Source organism: Streptococcus halotolerans (assembly GCF_001598035.1).
Lineage (GTDB): Bacteria > Bacillota > Bacilli > Lactobacillales > Streptococcaceae > Streptococcus > Streptococcus halotolerans.
Genome location: NZ_CP014835.1, coordinates 96,740 through 113,839 on the forward strand (window position 1 = coordinate 96,740; position 17,100 = coordinate 113,839).

The following is a 17,100-nucleotide window of genomic DNA, read 5'->3' on the forward strand; positions in this document are numbered from 1 at the left end:
AGAAAAAAATCTCAGACATTCCGAGATTTTTTTGTTATACTCAAACAATCAACAGGAGACTATTATTGGCTAAGGTTGTTATTGACAGCCTTCTATCTGATGGTAAAATAAGACATAATAGGAAGAGGTACAAGTATGGAAAGAGCAATATTTGCAGGCGGTTGTTTCTGGTGTATGGTCCAACCATTTGAAGAACAAGAGGGGATTTTATCTGTTCGTAGTGGTTATACAGGCGGTCATGTCCCAAATCCAACTTATGAACAAGTTTGCAGTCATACGACTGGTCATACAGAAGCTGTGGAAATTATCTTTGACCCTGAAAAAGTGTCTTACAAGGATTTGGTAGAACTCTACTGGGCGCAAACCGATCCAACGGACGCTTTTGGTCAGTTTGAAGATCGAGGAGACAATTATCGTCCAGTGATTTATTATTTTGATGAGCGTCAAAAAGAAATTGCTGAGAAATCTAAGTCTGCTCTTGAAAAATCGGGACGTTTTGATAAACCAATCGTGACAACAATTGAACCGGCTGAGACCTTTTACGAAGCAGAAGATTATCATCAAGGGTTCTATAAAACTAATCCGGAGCGTTATGCGGCTTCAAGTGCTATTCGTCATCAGTTTCTAGAGGAGAATTGGCAGTGAGAAAATCCTTTTACACATGGTTGATGACTGAGCGAAATCCTAAGTCAAATGCGCCAGTAGCTATCTTGGCTGATTTGGCCTTTGAGGATACAACCTTTCCCAAGCATACAGATGACTTTGACCTTATCAGTCGTTACTTGGAAGATGAAGCTAGTTTTGCTTTCAATCTGAGTCATTTTGACCAGATTTGGGAAGATTATTTGGCGCATTAGTCTAATGAAAAATTCCCATTTTATACTGATCCCCAAAAGTTAGACAGAACATCTAGCTTTTGGGGTTCTTTTTTGATGACATTAAGTAACGACGATCACTGAAGCCTATATGAGCAAAGAAAAATGGGGGACCTTGTTTTCGACTTAGTCAACAGTATGATGTTATTATTGCTACCATCAAATACCTAATCAAAGGCATGAATAGGCATGGTGTTGATGCGGTTAGAAAAGGCAAGGACAGTTATTATCCTCCAAATTAAAGAAAGCAATGATAGATAAGGTTCTGGTTGATGGTCACTCACGAAAGTAGGTTGCCTTAGACGATGCTTTACCAAGCTTTAGTATGCTTTTTAGCCTATCAATGATTCGTATGTTTTCTGTCACAGGCTGGATGATTGCACCGCTTGGTTTTGCCAATAGTGTTGTCCATCTTGAAAACTTTTTCTTCTAGCGACAGTCTTTTTGAGATTCCAAAAGAAATCAACGGTTTAAGAATAGTAGAAATCCCTATTTTTGGGGATTTTTTGATATAATGAAACTAATTTAACAAAGAAAAGGATTTAAGTTTGCAAGAGTATTCTGTAGAAATCACCCTTAACCATCCCGACGATGTCTTGGCACTTTTCGGGACTAACGAACGTCATTTACGTCTTATTGAAGAACATCTTCAGGTTATTATTCATGCTAGAACTGAGCGTGTTCAGATTTTGGCTGATGAGGAAGAAGCGGTAGAACTAGCACGTATCACTATCCAAGCCCTTCTTGTACTTGTAGAGCGCGGTATGACGATTAACACGTCTGATGTGGTAACTGCCCTATCTATGGCTGAAAATGGAACAATTGATAAATTCGTGGCTCTTTATGAAGAGGAAATCATCAAAGATAGCTATGGCAAACCCATTCGCGTAAAAACACTTGGTCAAAAAGTGTATGTGGATAGCGTTAAGAAGCACGACGTGGTTTTCGGTATTGGTCCTGCTGGTACTGGTAAAACCTTCCTTGCGGTGACCTTGGCTGTAACAGCTCTCAAGCGTGGACAGGTAAAACGGATTATTTTGACCCGCCCTGCGGTTGAAGCTGGTGAGAGCTTAGGATTTTTACCGGGAGATTTGAAAGAAAAGGTTGATCCTTATCTTCGACCGGTTTATGATGCTCTTTATCAAATTTTGGGTAAGGAGCAGACAGCTCGCCTTATGGAGCGCGACATCATTGAAATTGCTCCCTTAGCTTATATGCGTGGTCGTACGCTGGATGATGCTTTTGTCATTTTAGATGAGGCGCAAAATACGACCATCATGCAAATGAAGATGTTCTTGACCCGTCTTGGCTTTAATTCTAAGATGATTGTTAATGGGGATACTAGTCAGATTGACTTGCCTCGTAATGTAAAATCGGGCTTGATTGATGCTTCTGAAAAGTTGAAGGCTATTAAGCAGATAGATTTTGTGCATTTCTCAGCTAAGGATGTGGTTCGCCATCCAGTAGTAGCAGAAATTATCAATGCCTATGAAACGAAGCTTCGCGCAGAAGATATTCAAAAATCATCTGAAGGATCACAAGCTGCTAAAAAATCAGGCTTAACGACCTATGAAGTGATAGGGGAATTACCTGAGGATAAGGATTGAGTTTAGTGTTAAAGTAAAGACTCTCTGATGATTCGGAGAGTCTTTTTCTGGCTCTTTGTCAACTGTAGTGGGTTGACTTATAGTTAACACCGAGAGAGGACCAGTTTGGTCTTCTCTTTTGTTGTATTCAAAGCAAGATAAATCCGTTTTTTGAAGTTTTCGAAGTTCCTAAAGCCAAAAGCATTTCGCTTAATGACTTTAATAAGGTTGTTGGTCGCCTCTAGTTTGGCATTGGAATAAGGTAGTTTCAGGGCGTTGATAATCTTTTCCTTGTCTTTTAGAAAGGTTGATAAGACGGTCTTGAAGATGGGATGGACTTGTTTGATGGTATCAGAAATGAGTTCAAAGAAGTGTTTCTCCTGCTTTTCTTGGAAATGAAAGAGAAGGCATTGGAAGAGTTCATAGTGGTGACGTAGCTCATCAGAGTAGCTCAAAAGACGTTGCACAATCTCTTGATTGGTCAAGTGCATGCGAAAAGTTGGACGATAAAACCGTTTATCGTTTAGGTTACGACTATCTTGTTGGATGAGTTTCCAGTAACGTTTCAAGGCCTTATATTCGTGAGATTGACGCTCAAATTGGTTCATGATTTGGATACGGAGACGGTTCATAGCGCGAGATAAATGTTGAATAATGTGGAACCTATCGAGAACAATCTTCGCCTTAGGAAACAGTGTCTTAGCGATGTCATAGTAGGGACTAAACATATCCATGGTGATGACTTTAACACGACTGCGCACCTTGTGAGAATACCGCAAAAAATGATTTCTGATGACAGCTTGCGTCCGACCATCAAGGATAGCGATAATCTTGTTAGCATCGAAATCTTGGGCAATAAAGCTCATCTTTCCCTTCTTAAAAGCATACTCATCCCAGGACATGTTCTCGGGTAACCAGGTTAAATCGGTCTTGCACTCAAAGCGGTTGAGCTGCCGATAGACGGTTGACACAGAGACAGACAGGTCTTCAGAGATTTTTGTCATTGCCTCACGACTCATGAGTTTGTCGGTGATTTTGTGGTTAATGATGTTGGGAATCTGGTGATTTTCTCTGACCAGAGAGGTCTTAGCAACAGCCATTTTCCCACACGCTTGACATTTGAAGCGACGCTTTTTGAGACGAATCAGTACTTTACAACCCGCCATTTCCAGATAGGGAATTTTGCAAGGCTTTTGGAAATCGTACTTTGTCATTTTTCCTTGACAAACAGAGCATTGAGGGGGATCATAATCTAACTTGGCATGATACTCTCTGTGAGTGAAGAACTTGTCAAATGTCTTTTCAAAAGTGATGTTAGGGTCTTTAATGTCGAGCGAATCTTTGATATAATCTAGTTGTTCCATATGAGTCTTTCTAATGAGTGGTTTAGTCGCTTTTCATTATAAGTCATATGGGACTTTTTTGCTATATTCAAAAAGACTCCATAATCTCCGAGAAGAATTTACCCACTACAGAAATTATAGAGCCCTTTTTCTTATGTAAAAAGAGCACCTCGCTTTGAGATGCTTTTGATGTTTTTAGGAATTATTTCTTGTTAAGGAAGTTTTCCAATTTTTCAAGTTGACGGGCTGCGAAGGCTTTACCACCAAGACCAAAGGCGAGGGCGAAAGCAACAGCAACAGCTCCAAGAATAATGGTGAATGTTGTTTGAACAATCGTTTGAGCAATGTTTAATTGATCGAGTGCCATGAAGATAGCTAGGGCAATTAGTCCATAGCGCACAACTTCGCCAAGTGCCTTGCTGCTAGTTGATTTAGCGATAAAGCCAGCAAGCACGTTGCCAAGAATGACGGCAAGTCCGAGAATAGCGAGTGAACTAATAACGGCTGGGAGATAAGCAATGACAGCAAGACCAATTGTGTTGAGGACAGAAAGGTTAAGTGTTGCTAATGCTTGAACAAAGAAGAATACTAAGATGATAGCACTGACGATGTTAGCAAGTACCGTTGAGATTTGGTACTCTGCTTGTCCTTTAACACTAAGGTATTGTGAATAGCGATCGATACCTGATGCTTTAAGGACTTTTTCAAGTAAGTTACTGAGCAATTTAGCAATAAAGCCACCAATTGCCAAGAGAACAACGGCAACCAAGATGTTGGGGATAAAGCTAATCACTTGGTTAAGCAATCCAACGATTGGCTCTGATAGTGATCTGATTCCAAGGGTTTCAAGCGCAAGCGTTAAGATTGGAATGAAAAGAAGAACGTAAACGATAGATGCTAGTGCATCAGCGATTTTAACTTCATTCACCTTAGCCTGAGTCATATCTTGATCAAAGAGTTTGCTCATCCATTTTTCAAATGGTAATTTAACCAGGAGGTTGCTGACGATGTTTTTAACGAATTTGCAGAGGAAGACACCGACGAAGAGGATAAGACCAGCAGCTACGGCGTTTGGCAAGAAACCAAAGAATTTAGCAAACATGTTTGAGATAGGGTCAACAACACTTGAAACGCCAAGACCAGAAAGAATAGCTGGCAAGAAGAACAAGATGACTAAGAAATAAGCGAATTGACCGCAACCTTTAATAAGTGATTTTTCATCTTGAGTTGGTTTAACCAATCCCCATTTTGATAATTTAGCCACAGGCGCTAACTTGGTTAGGCCTTTAACGACAAGTTTTTTGACAATGGCAGCAACAACAAGTGCAACCAGAATCAAAACGATAATACGAATGGCGCCTGGCACAGCTCCAAAGATAGATTCAGTGAATCGTGAATATGTATCCATAATGATACCTCCTAAAAATTTCTTTCAGTATTAGAATAGCATGATGTTGCTATTTTCACAAAGAAAATGATTTCGTCATCAAAGTATCTGTTGGCTTGGCAGAAGAGCTTAACTAGGATTTATGGTATAATAAAAAGACTGTAAGAATTTGAAAGAAAGGATAATTAGTCACTTCACAAGGAGTGATGATTACTATCTAAAAATATGTATGTAGAGATGATTGATGAGACTGGACAGGTTTCTGAAGAGATCAAGAAGCAAACACTTGATTTGCTTGAATTTGCGGCTGAAAAAACTGGAAAAGCGGACAAGGAAATGGCTGTTACATTTGTGACCAATGAACGAAGCCATGCCTTAAATCTGGAGTATCGAGATACCGATCGTCCGACAGATGTGATTAGTTTGGAGTATAAGCCAGAAAATCCTATTGTTTTTGATGAGGAGGATTTAGCAGAAAATCCTGAGATAGCAGAAATGATGGAAGAATTTGACGTTTATATCGGCGAGCTTTTTATCTCTATTGATAAAGCCAAAGAGCAAGCCCAAGAGTATGGACATTCCTATGAGCGTGAAATGGGCTTCTTGGCAGTTCATGGATTCCTTCATATCAATGGTTATGATCATTACACACCAGAAGAAGAAGCAGAGATGTTCGGACTACAGGAAGAGATTTTGAATGCCTATGGACTCACAAGACAATAAGCAAAATAAATGGAAAAACCGGACTTTGACAGCCAGTATGGAGTTTGCTGTGACTGGGGTGGTCAATGCTTATAAAGAAGAGCGCAATATGCGTAAGCATATGATTTCTGCTCTTCTAGCAGTGATAGCCGGATTTGTTTTCCAAATTTCAGCACTGGAGTGGTTATTTTTACTTCTTAGTATCTTTTTGGTGATTTCTTTTGAAATTGTCAATTCGGCCATCGAAAATGTAGTGGATTTGGCTAGTGATTACCATTTCTCCATGTTGGCCAAGAATGCGAAAGACATGGCTGCTGGTGCTGTTTTAGTGATCTCAGGATATGCTTTATTAACTGGCCTTATCATCTTTGTACCTAAGATGTGGCAACTAGTTTTTGGATGAATAACAATCCCTAACAAACACCTGTTAGGGAACTAAAGAATTGAAGAAAGTGAATCAAATTTATGTCATTTAAAAGTGGTTTTGTGGCGATTTTAGGTCGTCCTAATGTTGGAAAATCAACCTTCTTGAATTATGTCATGGGGCAAAAGATTGCCATCATGAGTGACAAGGCACAAACAACACGTAATAAAATTATGGGCATCTATACCACAGATGCGGAGCAAATTGTCTTTATTGACACACCAGGTATTCATAAACCTAAGACAGCCTTGGGTGATTTCATGGTGGAATCAGCTTACAGCACACTTCGTGAAGTGGAGACGGTCCTTTTTATGGTACCAGCAGACGAAGAGCGTGGTAAGGGTGATGATATGATTATTGAGCGCCTCAAAGCTGCTAAGGTGCCTGTTATTCTAGTTATCAACAAGATTGATAAAGTGCATCCGGATCAGCTTTTAGCACAGATTGATGACTTTAAAGATCAAATGGACTTTAAAGAGATTGTGCCGATTTCAGCAACTCAAGGAAATAATGTTAATCGTCTGATGGAAATTCTTAAAGATAATCTCGAGGAAGGTTTTCAGTATTTCCCAGAGGATCAAATCACCGATCATCCAGAACGTTTCTTGGTTTCTGAAATGATCCGCGAGAAGGTGCTTCATTTAACGCAGCAAGAAGTACCGCATTCTATCGCTGTTGTGATTGAGTCTATGAAACGGGATGAAGAAACGGACAAGGTGCATATCCGTGCAACTATTATGGTTGAACGCGACAGCCAAAAAGGGATTGTCATTGGTAAACAAGGTGCTATGCTCAAGAAAATAGGAACCATGGCTCGCCGTGATATTGAACTCATGCTAGGAGATAAGGTCTTCCTCGAAACCTGGGTCAAGGTCAAGAAAAACTGGCGTGATAAAAAACTTGACCTCGCCGACTTTGGTTATAATGAGAAAGAATATTGATCATTAAACGGGTTGGTAGTCTGATTGGTCAGGCCTAGCATCGATAATTTGGTAGGTAGAAAGATCGCAGTTGGGGCGGGCTTCAAGAGGGAGCTTTCCCCAGATGAATACCTTTTATGGCAAAGTGGCAGGGTGTTGGCTTTTACCATTCTATCTATTCCAGAAGGACTAGGCTGAGGGGACAAAGACCAGTCCAGTTGCTTATCTGAAGGGATTGCTGTCCTTGATAACTGCCGTAGGTAAGACATTGCTGAACGGCTAGTTGTCTTTGCGTGCCAATGGGTAAATGAGCGGAGCATCAGCTAGCTGGCGTCAAATGGTAAATAAATAACCTGACTAGCCAAGTTTTTGTAGCGCAATAGGTTTCAAAGAAGGCAATCGAACTGTCAATGTCGTGATAGGTTGTTAAGGAGAACCCTATGGAATACAGTACACTCATACCAGAATTGATTGTCTCAGACATTGAAAAAACTTATGTCTTCTACGTTGACCTTTTAGGTTTTCAAGTAGAATACGAGCGTCCTGAGGACAAGTTTTATTTTCTGTCCTATGGTGATGCCCAGTTGATGATTGAGGAAGCAAGTGAGGAAGAACTCAGCCAGCTGATCTATCCTTTTGGGTATGGGCTTAATTTTTCTCTGGGTGTTGATGATGTATCTGCTACTTATCAAGCATTTCAGACTGCTGGTTATCCGATTCGTCGAGAACTTGAAGTCAGAGAGTTCCGTGTGGGCGATGACGTGGTTCGACCCAAAGAATTTGCGGTTCTGGATCCTGATGGCTACTATTGGCGGATTAGTGATTGAGGAGGAGAACACATGAACCAAGACTATATTTCCTATATCCGTTCCAAAGTTGGACAGGGTAAGATTATTTTGAATTTTGCTGGAGGCATTTTAGCTAATGAAGAGGGCACGGCTGCTCGTGAGTTCTAGGAAGAAACGGGCATTAAGGTTGAGGCGAAGCGTCTGTTGAATGTTTATACCAACTTTGATGAAGTTTATCCAAATGGTGACCAAGTTCAAACAGTTGTCTTTATCTATGAAATGACAGCGACAGAGATGGGAAATATTAGTGATTTCCATAATGAAGAAACCTTGAAGATAGCTTTTTTTACAAAAGACGAGATTGACCAGTTAGGGAGTGTTTCTGATAAACATCGCTTGATGCTAGAAGAGTATTTTTCAGGAGATTTTCAAATAGGACGATAAAGGAGAGTAGTATGCCACGTAGTGAAGATGTGATTTTAACCAATATGTGCCTGATTGAGGATAAAGATGGCAATTGTGTTATTCAAATCAGGGATCCAAAACGCTACGACTGGTCTGGAGCAGTATTTCCAGGTGGCTAAAATAGTCTGGGAAGAGACTACTTTAGGTTGGAAATAGAAAAAGCGAAGCTTTTTATCTTTCGTCAGAAAAAGGTGAGAGCCTGCATGATGCCGTTGTTCGTGAGGTCTTAGAAGAGACTGGGTTAAGGATCCAACATCCGGAATTGGTGGGTATCAAACATTTTCATACACGAGGAGATGGAATTCGGTATTTGGTATTTTTGTATCGGACGTCTGAGTTTACTGGCACTATTCGTTCTTCAAATGAAGGTGAGGTCAAGTGGGTCTCTCGTCAGGATTTGTTGTCAGGGAAGATCGATTTGGCTGAATCTATGGATGAAATGTTTCCTATCTTTTTTGAACAAATGTCATCGGAAGTTTTTTATGAACGTGATAATCATGATGACTTAGTAAGGAAGTATTTTTAATATTTCCTTTTTCTATAGACGACTTAGAAGAGATGATGCATCTGACTTAGAAATAAAAAGACTTTAGTCAGGTTAATCATGTGACAACAGTTGTTAGCAAGGTAGGTTGGTGTTCAGACTCGAACAGGGGCCAAGAATGGTATCAAAAATCAGTCTCGCTCTTTTCTGCTGTTTAGATTAATCATATTGGACAAAAGAGAGGTTGCCAAGAGGTGAGCTTGAACTCGCCTGTGACACTTTGAAACAAAGATAATACCTTCTAGATGCCGGAGCGCTGTCTTTAGTATTTCTATTACAAATAATTATCATTTTAAGAAAGGATAGGGTGTTGAAAGCTGACCTGAATCTGAGCGAAAAGCTCGGAAGTTAGATAGAACTTCTTGTGTGGTGGCAGACTTCGGTCGTTCTCCTAAATTTCAGTCGCTTTTTGTCGCTCTTGGTATCGCAAATATGCCTGAATTGCCTGAGGTTGAAACGGTGCGTCGCGGTTTGGAGAAGCATGTGGTTGGGAAGTCGATAAAGGCTATTCGTTTTGCTTTTCCTAAGATTGCAGTAACGGGTGTGGATTCTTTTAGGCCTCTGATAGATGGACAGATGACCATCCACGCTATGCGACGTCGTGGGAAATATTTGATTTTTGATTTTGGGGATTTATTGCTTATTTCGCATTTGCGGATGGAGGGCAAGTATCTTATCTTTGATAGGCAAGAAAAGGTACCCGAAAACAAGCATTTTCATGTCTTTGTGACATTTGCGGATGACTCTGTCTTGGTTTATCAAGATGTGCGAAAATTTGGGACTATGGAGATTCTGTTGCCATCGCAAGAAGCAACTTATTTTGCATTCAAGAAATTAGGTCCTGAACCTACTCGAGAAACGTTCAAGCTAGCGCCTTTTGAACGATCTCTGAAGTCTTCCTCTAAGAAAATCAAGCCCTACCTCTTAGATCAATCTTTGGTAGCTGGTTTGGGTAACATCTACGTTGACGAAGTGCTTTGGGCGGCTAAGGTTCATCCTTTGCGACTTAGTTCCAGTCTTAAAAAGACGGAAATCAAGCGTCTACATGACGAGACCATTCGTATCTTACAATTAGGGATTGAAAAAGGTGGTTCCACTATTAGGACTTATCGCAATGCATTGGGAGAAGATGGTACCATGCAGCGCTATTTACAAGTTTATGGATTGACAGGACAACCTTGTCAACGCTGCGGAACAGCTATTGAAAAAATGCAAGTAGGAGGAAGGGGCAGCCATTATTGTCCCAAGTGCCAGAGACAATGAAACAAGTGATTGGGATTACAGGTGGTATTGCGTCAGGTAAATCGACTGTGACTAACTATATCAGACAAGAAGGTTTTGAAGTTATCGATGCGGATGCTGTTGTTCATGAGCTTCAAACAAAAGGAGGCAAATTGTATCAGGTTTTGTTGGATTTTTATGGATCTAAAATCCTAGCTCCTGACGGAGAGCTCGATAGACAAGCGCTATCTGAGCAATTTTTCTCGGATGAAAAAGTTCGAGTTGAGGTTTCAGCTTTGCAGGATACGATTATTCGGCAGGAATTGCTGGCGAGAAGGGATGTTTTATTGGAAAAATATGACTTGGTCTTCATGGATATTCCCCTCTTGTTTGAATTAGACTATCAAAGCCAGCTCAATCAAGTCTGGCTTGTTTACCTTGATCCAGCGCAGCAACTGCAACGTCTGATGCAACGAAATGGTTATACTAAGGAGCAGGCTAAGCAACGTATGGCAGCGCAGCTTTCTTTAGAGGAAAAGAAAAAACGGTCAGATAGGGTAATTGACAATAGCGGTCCTTTGGAGGATACTTATGCGCAAATCGATTGTTTATTAAAGGAAGTGAGTCATGTCAAAACGTAAAGTCATTCCTCTCATGCCTTGGACGGCTAGGGGATTCTGGGATTATAATCCAAAATCTTTGCTAGTGTTAGTGATTGGTTTGGTCTTATTTGGCTTGGGGGAAGCTTGTTTAGTTCTAGCTAATCTGGGTTCGACACCTTGGACTGTTTAATCTCAAGGATTATCGCAACAATGGCATCTTCAGTTAGGAGTTATGACCTTTATCATTTCTGGTTTGGCCCTCTTATCTTGGGTGCCACTTAAGATTAAGCTGGGCATCGGTACGGTTTTGAATATGATTATTATTGCTTGGGTTTTGGGGATGGTTGTAGCCATGGTTGATGGTCCGAAACTCTTGATTAGTCGCATTGTCTTAACCATTCTAGGTATCTTTTTAGTGGGGTTGGCTTCAGCTATTTACCTGACTTGTCACATGGGGGCAGGTCCTAGGGACGGTCTGATGGTTGGTCTTTGTCAAATGACAGGATGGCGTGTCTCAGTGGTTAGAACAGGTATTGAAGCGGCTGTTAGTCTATTGGGCTGGCTACTAGGCGGTACTTTAGGTATTGGGACTGTTTTATTTGCTGTCGGTGTTGGTTGGGCGATGCAGTTTTCGTTAAATGGTCTTCTCATCTTTTTTGGAAAGGCTAATCCCTAATTTGGCAATCAATGTGCTAAGATGAGTATGATCTGATGATGAGCATAGGAGACATAAGATAACCGAAATGCAAGCTGGTATAGGAAAAGCCAGCGATGCTGCTGTTAACTATGCTCAATTGTTACGGTATCATTACAGGAGCAATAGGAATTAGTAACACAGTAAGTTTGACAGTATTAGCCGAGTCGTTGAGATTCGCTGCTGTGCCTGCTTTTTTTGAGTGATACTAAGGATAATTTGACTCATTAAAGCTGGCGCTTTAAGCGATGAACTTGGTTCATAACGGTCAGAGAGCTTGCTTTAAACGGTGATGATAAGCACGCCAAATAACATGAAAAAACTGTCCTTTTCGAAAAAACAGTTTTTCGTTTTAAATGCCATTTTTTAAATAGAAACTGTTCTATAATCTGCCTGAAAATGAGGAATTGACCGTACAGTTTTATAAGTGTTGTGACATTATTTAAAAAATGTGTATCTAGACAATGGTTACCTACATTTTCAGTATGTTTACGGCATAAAAGATGAGTTGATTTCATCGTTTTTTGCGGCGTTTTATGATATAATAATGGGCATTGTTATAACAAATAGAGAGAAGATGATTAGGATTCCTATAGAAGTTGATTGGAAAAAGAACCTCAAAATAGCTTGGTTTGGTAGTTTTCTTGCTGGAGCAAGCTTTTCGCTTGTCATGCCATTCATGCCACTTTATGTTGAGCAACTAGGGGCTAAGCCAGGTCTGGTAGAACTATATTCTGGTTTGGCCGTTTCACTATCAGCGCTAGCCTCTGGCTTATTTGCTCCGATGTGGGGGAGATTGGCCGATCGCTATGGGCGTAAACCCATGATGATTCGTGCTAGTTTTGTCATGACCCTAACTATGGGGGGACTAGCCTTTGTCCCTAATGTTTTTTGGTTACTGGTTCTCCGTGTTTTAAATGGTATGTTTGCTGGCTTTATTCCCAATTCGAATGCTCTAATTGCTTCGCAAGCGCCACAAGAAAAAACAGGTTATGCTTTGGGAACCTTGGCAACAGGTGTTATCGGAGGGAGTTTGATTGGTCCGCTTTTTGGTGGTTTTTTAGCAGAATTAGTGGGTATCAAAATGGTTTTCCTCTTAGTGGGCTTTCTTCTCTTTACCGTCTGTCTGATGACGATTTTTATGATTGAAGAAGACTTTAAACCAGTTGCTCGTATTGATGCCTGGTCGACAAAAGAATTATTTGACCGTATTAAAGATAAACAAATGTTAGTCGGTCTTTTCGTGACTAGCATGATTATCCAAATTGCAGCCCAATCCGTAGCGCCAATCTTGACGCTTTATATACGGCATTTGGGACAAACAGAGAATCTCATGTTTGTTTCAGGAGCTATCGTTTCGGCGATGGGATTTTCTAGCATGATTTCAAGCTCGCGTCTTGGAAAAGCAGGAGATAAAATCGGAAATCACCGCCTCATTCTCATGGGTCTGCTTTATTGTTCAGTCATCTACCTTTTCCTAGCTAGGTCTGAGACCAGCTTAGAGTTGGGGATTTGGCGCTTTCTTTTTGGTTTTGGTACTGGTGCCTTGATGCCTAGTGTTAATTCGCTGTTGACGCATTTGACCCCTAAACAAGGGATTTCTCGAATCTTTGCCTACAATCAAATGTTTACTAACTTTGGTCAGGTTATAGGTCCTTTTGTTGGGTCTGCCGTTGCGGCTGGTATGGGTTATCGTTCTGTTTTCTATGTAACCAGTGCTATTGTCTTTTTCAATTTTATTTGGAGTCTTGTTAACTTCAGAAAATATCTCACAAAAAAGGAAATCTAAGTGCGCGTTAAAATTCATTTAAAATGCAGTGAGTGTGGTAGTAAAAATTATTTGACTAGTAAAAATAAGGTGACGCATCCAGAAAAAATTCAGGTGCCAAAATATTGTCCAAAAGAGCGTAAAGTGACTTTACACCTTGAATCTTAAAGGGAATTATGGTAATCTTGTAAGGACAGTATTGGAGGAAAAAGATGTACAATTTGCTTTTAACAGCACTCTTGGTGATTTCGGTTGTTTTGGTTATTGCGATTTTCATGCAACCGCAGAAAAATCCAGGAAGTAATGTATTTGATAGTGGCGGCTCTGAAGCCCTTTTCGAACGTTCTAAAGCACGCGGTTTTGAAGCTTTTATGCAACGTTTTACAGGTATTCTCGTCTTCTTTTGGCTATTAATTGCATTTTTACTTGTATTACTATCAAGTCGTTAAGAACTTTGGGCCGTGACAATTGTCAGGCCCTTTTTAAATCGTCGCTAGAGGCGACAAATCAACTAAAGTAAGGAAACTATGAAAGAACACATTTTTAATTATTTAAAGGAGCATGGAAAGTCAAATATCAATGATTTGGCTGCCAGCTTGGACATGGCTGGCGCGAAGAAATTTCCGCTTCTGATTAAGGAAATTTCCAAAATGGAAAGTCAGCGAGAACTTCGTTTTAATGATGATGGTATGCTGTCGCTCCGCAAACCCCAAGCAAAAAAAGAACAGATTACCATTCAGGGTATTTTTCGTGCTAATAAAGCAGGTTTTGGGTTCCTCTTTGTGGATGACAATGAAGATGACATGTTTATTGGACGCAATGACGTTGGTCATGCTATTGACGGAGATACTGTCGAAGTCGTTGTCAAAAAGCCGGCTGATCGTCTCAAAGGAACAGCTGCAGAAGCACGTGTGGTCAAGATTGTCGATCACGCTTTAAAAACAGTGGTTGGTCAATTTATTTTAGATGATGAGAAACCTAAGTACGCCGGATACATCAAGTCTAAAAATCAAAAAATTCAGCAAAAAATCTATATCAAAAAAGAACCTGTTCTTCTTGATGGGACTGAAATCATCAAGGTTGACATTGACAAATACCCAATCCGTGGTCATGACTATTTCGTCGGTGTGGTTCGTGACATTGTTGGTCACCAAGGGGATGTTGGTATCGACGTTCTTGAAGTGCTGGAGTCCATGGACATTGTTTCTGAATTTCCAGACGATGTTATAGCAGAAGCTAATGCAGTAGCAGATGCGCCTAGTGACAAGGACTTAGTGGGACGTGTTGACCTTCGTAAGGAAATTACCTTTACTATTGATGGTGCTGACGCCAAAGATTTGGATGATGCCGTTCATATCAAACGTTTGTCTAATGGGAATTTTGAACTAGGAGTTCATATCGCAGATGTATCTTACTATGTGACGGAAGGTTCGGCCCTTAACCGTGAAGCAGTGGCGCGTGGGACTTCAGTTTACGTGACAGACCGTGTGGTACCAATGTTGCCAGAACGTTTGTCTAATGGTATCTGTTCGCTTAACCCAAATGTTGATCGTTTGACCCAATCTGCCATCATGGAAATCAATCCTCAAGGGAAAGTGGTGGATTACCAAATCTGCCAATCGGTCATCAATACTACCTATCGGATGACCTATAGCGATGTCAATGAGATGATTGCTAGTAATCAAGAAATTCTCAAGGAATATGAAGCTATTGCGGATTCCGTCCACGATATGGCTGCCCTGCATAAGATTTTAGAAGACATGCGTGTGCGTCGTGGGGCGCTTAACTTTGATACCTCAGAAGCCAAAATCATTGTCAATGATAAAGGTATGCCTGTGGATATCGTGGTACGCAGTCGAGGAATTGCTGAGCGTATGATTGAATCCTTCATGTTAGCGGCAAATGAATGTGTTGCAGAGCATTTTTCCAAAAATGACTTACCTTTTATCTATCGTATTCATGAAGAGCCTAAGGCAGAAAAATTACAGAAATTCATCGATTATGCGAGCGTCTTTGGCGTTCAAATCCGAGGAACAGCTTCAAAAATAACGCAGTCAGCTTTGCAAGATTTTATGGCTAAAATGGAAGGTCAGCCTGGATCAGAAGTGCTTAATATGATGCTGCTTCGTTCCATGCAACAAGCACGTTATTCAGAGCATAATCACGGTCACTATGGTTTGGCTGCCGAGTACTATACTCACTTTACCAGCCCTATCCGTCGTTACCCTGACCTCCTGGTACATCGCATGATTCGCGAATACTCTCAAGGTGCCACTCCTGAAAAACAAGAGCATTTTGCAACTGTGGTTCCAGAATTAGCCACCTCTTCTTCCCAACTTGAGCGTCGCGCCATTGATGCTGAACGCATTGTTGAGGCTATGAAGAAAGCTGAATACATGGAAGAGCACGTGGGTGAAGAATTTGACGGTGTTGTAGCTTCTGTGGTCAAATTCGGCCTCTTTGTTGAGTTGCCAAATACCATTGAAGGTTTGATACACGTGACAACCCTACCTGAGTTTTATCACTACAATGAGCGTAGCATGTCCCTTAAAGGTGAAAAATCAGGTAAGGTCTTTAAGGTAGGCCAACCTATTCGTATCAAATTAACACGCGCGGATAAAGAAACGGGCGATATTGACTTTGAATACCTGCCGAGTGATTACGATGTTATCGAAAAAGTTGATAAATCAGACCGAAAAGAGGGACGACGTGGTCGCCACTTTGAAAATGGTCGTGGAAAATCACATGATAACTCTAAAACTGGGGGCAAGCGTCGCCAATCTAGCAAAGGTAAAACAGACAAGAAACCTTTTTATAAGAAAGTGGCTAAACAGTCGCAAACATCTAAAAAACGTAAATAGGAGGATTCCATGCCAAAAGGTACAGACTCCAATGTCTTAGCCCAAAATAAGAAGGCAAGACATGATTATTCTATTGTAGATACGGTTGAAGCAGGCATTGTTTTGACAGGAACTGAAATCAAATCGGTTCGTGCTGCTAGGATTCAACTTAAGGATGGCTTTGCCCAAATCAAAAATGGGGAAGCCTGGTTGGTCAATGTTCATATTGCTCCCTTTGAACAGGGAAATATTTGGAATCAAGATCCAGAACGTACACGTAAACTGTTGCTCAAAAAACGTGAAATTGATCGATTAGCAAATGAATTAAAAGGTAGTGGGATGACACTGGTCCCCCTCAAAGTTTATCTCAAAAATGGTTTTGCCAAAGTTTTAATTGGACTTGCAAAAGGGAAACATGATTATGATAAACGCGAAAGCATCAAGCGTCGAGAACAAGACCGTGACATTAAACGAGTCATGAAGAGTATCAATCAGAGATAAGTCCCAATATGGCTAGAAGTTCTGTTTGGTTAGAGTGTATCCTCTTAAAAACGAGAGTAATAGCATTTATTCTGTAACGATAAGCTTAAGATAAGTATTTAATGGACAAGTAGTGAGCCTATTAGAACACTTTTTATCCAATAGAGCAGCACAAAGAAAGATTGAAAAGTGAAAATATCAAGGCAACGTACTTTGTTAAAAAGATAGATTGCTAACAGCAAATATCATCTCTTGTTTTGTCCATCTTACTAATGGTTTAGAGCTTGTTTGTTGTACCTACAAAGACAGTTACTGAGGAGATTGCTTGGGCTTCTTGCTTATGTCATTATGGATTTTAAATGGGTTAAGCTAACAGACGTCTCTAAAAATATGGAATGCATTAATAGACAAGAAAGAATCGATCAGCTATTCTTGCTGATACAATGATGCACCGAATGAAT

Annotated in this window: 19 protein-coding genes and 2 pseudogenes; 19 read left to right on the forward strand and 2 right to left on the reverse strand. The window is 40.5% G+C overall.

Annotated features, from left to right (window positions below; all coding sequences use genetic code 11):
* The first annotated feature begins 135 nt into the window (after positions 1-135).
* The 3 genes from msrA to A2G56_RS00410 all read left to right on the forward strand — a co-directional run bounded on the left by msrA (position 136) and on the right by A2G56_RS00410 (position 2,482).
* Positions 136-645 carry a peptide-methionine (S)-S-oxide reductase MsrA gene (gene msrA / locus A2G56_RS00400; RefSeq protein ID WP_062707486.1) on the forward strand — a complete coding sequence of 170 codons (510 nt, stop codon included), beginning with the start codon at positions 136-138 and terminating at the stop codon, positions 643-645.
* Positions 642-857 (forward strand): YozE family protein, encoded by a 216-nt coding sequence (locus A2G56_RS00405; RefSeq protein ID WP_062707489.1) that lies wholly within the window; start codon positions 642-644, stop codon positions 855-857. The genes msrA and A2G56_RS00405 overlap by 4 nt, the downstream gene beginning before the upstream one ends.
* Before the next feature lie 566 nt (positions 858-1,423).
* On the forward strand, positions 1,424-2,482 hold the full coding sequence (locus A2G56_RS00410; protein ID WP_062707492.1) for a PhoH family protein: 1,059 nt from the start codon (positions 1,424-1,426) through the stop codon (positions 2,480-2,482).
* A gap of 83 nt (positions 2,483-2,565) precedes the next feature.
* Here the strand turns inward: A2G56_RS00410 and A2G56_RS00415 are convergent, their stop codons facing one another.
* Both A2G56_RS00415 and A2G56_RS00420 read right to left on the reverse strand, forming a co-directional pair.
* Complete coding sequence (locus A2G56_RS00415; protein ID WP_062707495.1) at positions 2,566-3,825, reverse strand: ISL3 family transposase; 1,260 nt, start codon at positions 3,823-3,825, stop codon at positions 2,566-2,568.
* Positions 3,826-4,006: 181 nt separating this feature from the next.
* The gene (locus tag A2G56_RS00420) at positions 4,007-5,212 is read right to left on the reverse strand and encodes a mechanosensitive ion channel (RefSeq protein ID WP_062707498.1); all 1,206 of its coding nucleotides are present in this window, start codon (positions 5,210-5,212) and stop codon (positions 4,007-4,009) included.
* A 204-nt stretch (positions 5,213-5,416) separates the two neighbouring features.
* On the opposite strand from A2G56_RS00420, the gene ybeY reads away from it, so the two are divergent.
* From ybeY to smpB, 16 genes and pseudogenes are all read left to right on the forward strand, one after another.
* Entirely contained in the window at positions 5,417-5,914 is a 498-nt protein-coding gene (gene ybeY / locus A2G56_RS00425; protein ID WP_062707501.1) for an rRNA maturation RNase YbeY, read from the forward strand.
* Entirely contained in the window at positions 5,895-6,296 is a 402-nt protein-coding gene (dagK, locus tag A2G56_RS00430; protein WP_062712281.1) for a diacylglycerol kinase, read from the forward strand. Before ybeY ends, dagK begins: the two co-directional genes overlap by 20 nt.
* A gap of 62 nt (positions 6,297-6,358) precedes the next feature.
* Positions 6,359-7,258 (forward strand): GTPase Era, encoded by a 900-nt coding sequence (era, locus tag A2G56_RS00435; RefSeq protein ID WP_062707503.1) that lies wholly within the window; start codon positions 6,359-6,361, stop codon positions 7,256-7,258.
* Positions 7,259-7,677: 419 nt separating this feature from the next.
* Positions 7,678-8,064 carry a bleomycin resistance protein gene (locus A2G56_RS00440; protein ID WP_062707507.1) on the forward strand — a complete coding sequence of 129 codons (387 nt, stop codon included), beginning with the start codon at positions 7,678-7,680 and terminating at the stop codon, positions 8,062-8,064.
* 12 nt (positions 8,065-8,076) lie between these two features.
* A pseudogene (locus A2G56_RS00445) lies at positions 8,077-8,469 on the forward strand (NUDIX domain-containing protein).
* 11 nt (positions 8,470-8,480) lie between these two features.
* A pseudogene (locus tag A2G56_RS10015) lies at positions 8,481-9,016 on the forward strand (NUDIX domain-containing protein).
* Between the two features lie 450 nt (positions 9,017-9,466).
* Positions 9,467-10,297: a DNA-formamidopyrimidine glycosylase gene (gene mutM, locus A2G56_RS00460; RefSeq protein ID WP_062712284.1), complete on the forward strand. Its 831-nt coding sequence runs from the start codon at positions 9,467-9,469 to the stop codon at positions 10,295-10,297.
* A complete protein-coding gene (coaE, locus tag A2G56_RS00465) occupies positions 10,294-10,896 on the forward strand; it encodes a dephospho-CoA kinase (protein ID WP_082785077.1) in 603 nt (200 codons plus the stop codon). The genes mutM and coaE overlap by 4 nt, the downstream gene beginning before the upstream one ends.
* Positions 10,883-11,047 carry a hypothetical protein gene (locus tag A2G56_RS10870; protein ID WP_237334420.1) on the forward strand — a complete coding sequence of 55 codons (165 nt, stop codon included), beginning with the start codon at positions 10,883-10,885 and terminating at the stop codon, positions 11,045-11,047. The genes coaE and A2G56_RS10870 overlap by 14 nt, the downstream gene beginning before the upstream one ends.
* Before the next feature lie 42 nt (positions 11,048-11,089).
* Positions 11,090-11,533: a DUF6198 family protein gene (locus A2G56_RS00470; RefSeq protein ID WP_237334421.1), complete on the forward strand. Its 444-nt coding sequence runs from the start codon at positions 11,090-11,092 to the stop codon at positions 11,531-11,533.
* A 110-nt stretch (positions 11,534-11,643) separates the two neighbouring features.
* Positions 11,644-11,757, forward strand: a complete 114-nt coding sequence (locus tag A2G56_RS11120; RefSeq protein WP_418080408.1) for a helicase HerA-like domain-containing protein — start codon at positions 11,644-11,646, stop codon at positions 11,755-11,757.
* Positions 11,758-12,128: 371 nt separating this feature from the next.
* Entirely contained in the window at positions 12,129-13,340 is a 1,212-nt protein-coding gene (locus A2G56_RS00475) for a multidrug efflux MFS transporter (protein WP_062707519.1), read from the forward strand.
* Complete coding sequence (rpmG, locus tag A2G56_RS00480; RefSeq protein WP_062707522.1) at positions 13,341-13,487, forward strand: 50S ribosomal protein L33; 147 nt, start codon at positions 13,341-13,343, stop codon at positions 13,485-13,487.
* 44 nt (positions 13,488-13,531) lie between these two features.
* Positions 13,532-13,768 (forward strand): preprotein translocase subunit SecG, encoded by a 237-nt coding sequence (secG, locus tag A2G56_RS00485; RefSeq protein WP_062707525.1) that lies wholly within the window; start codon positions 13,532-13,534, stop codon positions 13,766-13,768.
* A 78-nt stretch (positions 13,769-13,846) separates the two neighbouring features.
* Positions 13,847-16,180, forward strand: a complete 2,334-nt coding sequence (gene rnr / locus A2G56_RS00490; protein WP_062707527.1) for a ribonuclease R — start codon at positions 13,847-13,849, stop codon at positions 16,178-16,180.
* A gap of 9 nt (positions 16,181-16,189) precedes the next feature.
* A complete protein-coding gene (smpB, locus tag A2G56_RS00495; RefSeq protein WP_062707530.1) occupies positions 16,190-16,660 on the forward strand; it encodes an SsrA-binding protein SmpB in 471 nt (156 codons plus the stop codon).
* Positions 16,661-17,100 lie beyond the last annotated feature (440 nt).

Excerpts from the sequence above, each read along its gene's own strand:
- msrA (WP_062707486.1), top strand. The coding sequence starts at position 136 with ATGGAAAGAGCAATATTTGCAGGCGGTTGTTTCTGGTGTATGGTCCAA.
- A2G56_RS00415 (WP_062707495.1), bottom strand. The coding sequence starts at position 3,825 with ATGGAACAACTAGATTATATCAAAGATTCGCTCGACATTAAAGACCCT.
- A2G56_RS00420 (WP_062707498.1), bottom strand. The coding sequence starts at position 5,212 with ATGGATACATATTCACGATTCACTGAATCTATCTTTGGAGCTGTGCCA.
- ybeY (WP_062707501.1), top strand. The coding sequence starts at position 5,417 with ATGTATGTAGAGATGATTGATGAGACTGGACAGGTTTCTGAAGAGATC.
- dagK (WP_062712281.1), top strand. The coding sequence starts at position 5,895 with ATGGACTCACAAGACAATAAGCAAAATAAATGGAAAAACCGGACTTTG.
- era (WP_062707503.1), top strand. The coding sequence starts at position 6,359 with ATGTCATTTAAAAGTGGTTTTGTGGCGATTTTAGGTCGTCCTAATGTT.
- A2G56_RS00440 (WP_062707507.1), top strand. The coding sequence starts at position 7,678 with ATGGAATACAGTACACTCATACCAGAATTGATTGTCTCAGACATTGAA.
- mutM (WP_062712284.1), top strand. The coding sequence starts at position 9,467 with ATGCCTGAATTGCCTGAGGTTGAAACGGTGCGTCGCGGTTTGGAGAAG.
- coaE (WP_082785077.1), top strand. The coding sequence starts at position 10,294 with ATGAAACAAGTGATTGGGATTACAGGTGGTATTGCGTCAGGTAAATCG.
- A2G56_RS10870 (WP_237334420.1), top strand. The coding sequence starts at position 10,883 with ATGTCAAAACGTAAAGTCATTCCTCTCATGCCTTGGACGGCTAGGGGA.
- A2G56_RS00470 (WP_237334421.1), top strand. The coding sequence starts at position 11,090 with ATGACCTTTATCATTTCTGGTTTGGCCCTCTTATCTTGGGTGCCACTT.
- A2G56_RS11120 (WP_418080408.1), top strand. The coding sequence starts at position 11,644 with ATGCTCAATTGTTACGGTATCATTACAGGAGCAATAGGAATTAGTAAC.
- A2G56_RS00475 (WP_062707519.1), top strand. The coding sequence starts at position 12,129 with ATGATTAGGATTCCTATAGAAGTTGATTGGAAAAAGAACCTCAAAATA.
- secG (WP_062707525.1), top strand. The coding sequence starts at position 13,532 with ATGTACAATTTGCTTTTAACAGCACTCTTGGTGATTTCGGTTGTTTTG.
- rnr (WP_062707527.1), top strand. The coding sequence starts at position 13,847 with ATGAAAGAACACATTTTTAATTATTTAAAGGAGCATGGAAAGTCAAAT.
- smpB (WP_062707530.1), top strand. The coding sequence starts at position 16,190 with ATGCCAAAAGGTACAGACTCCAATGTCTTAGCCCAAAATAAGAAGGCA.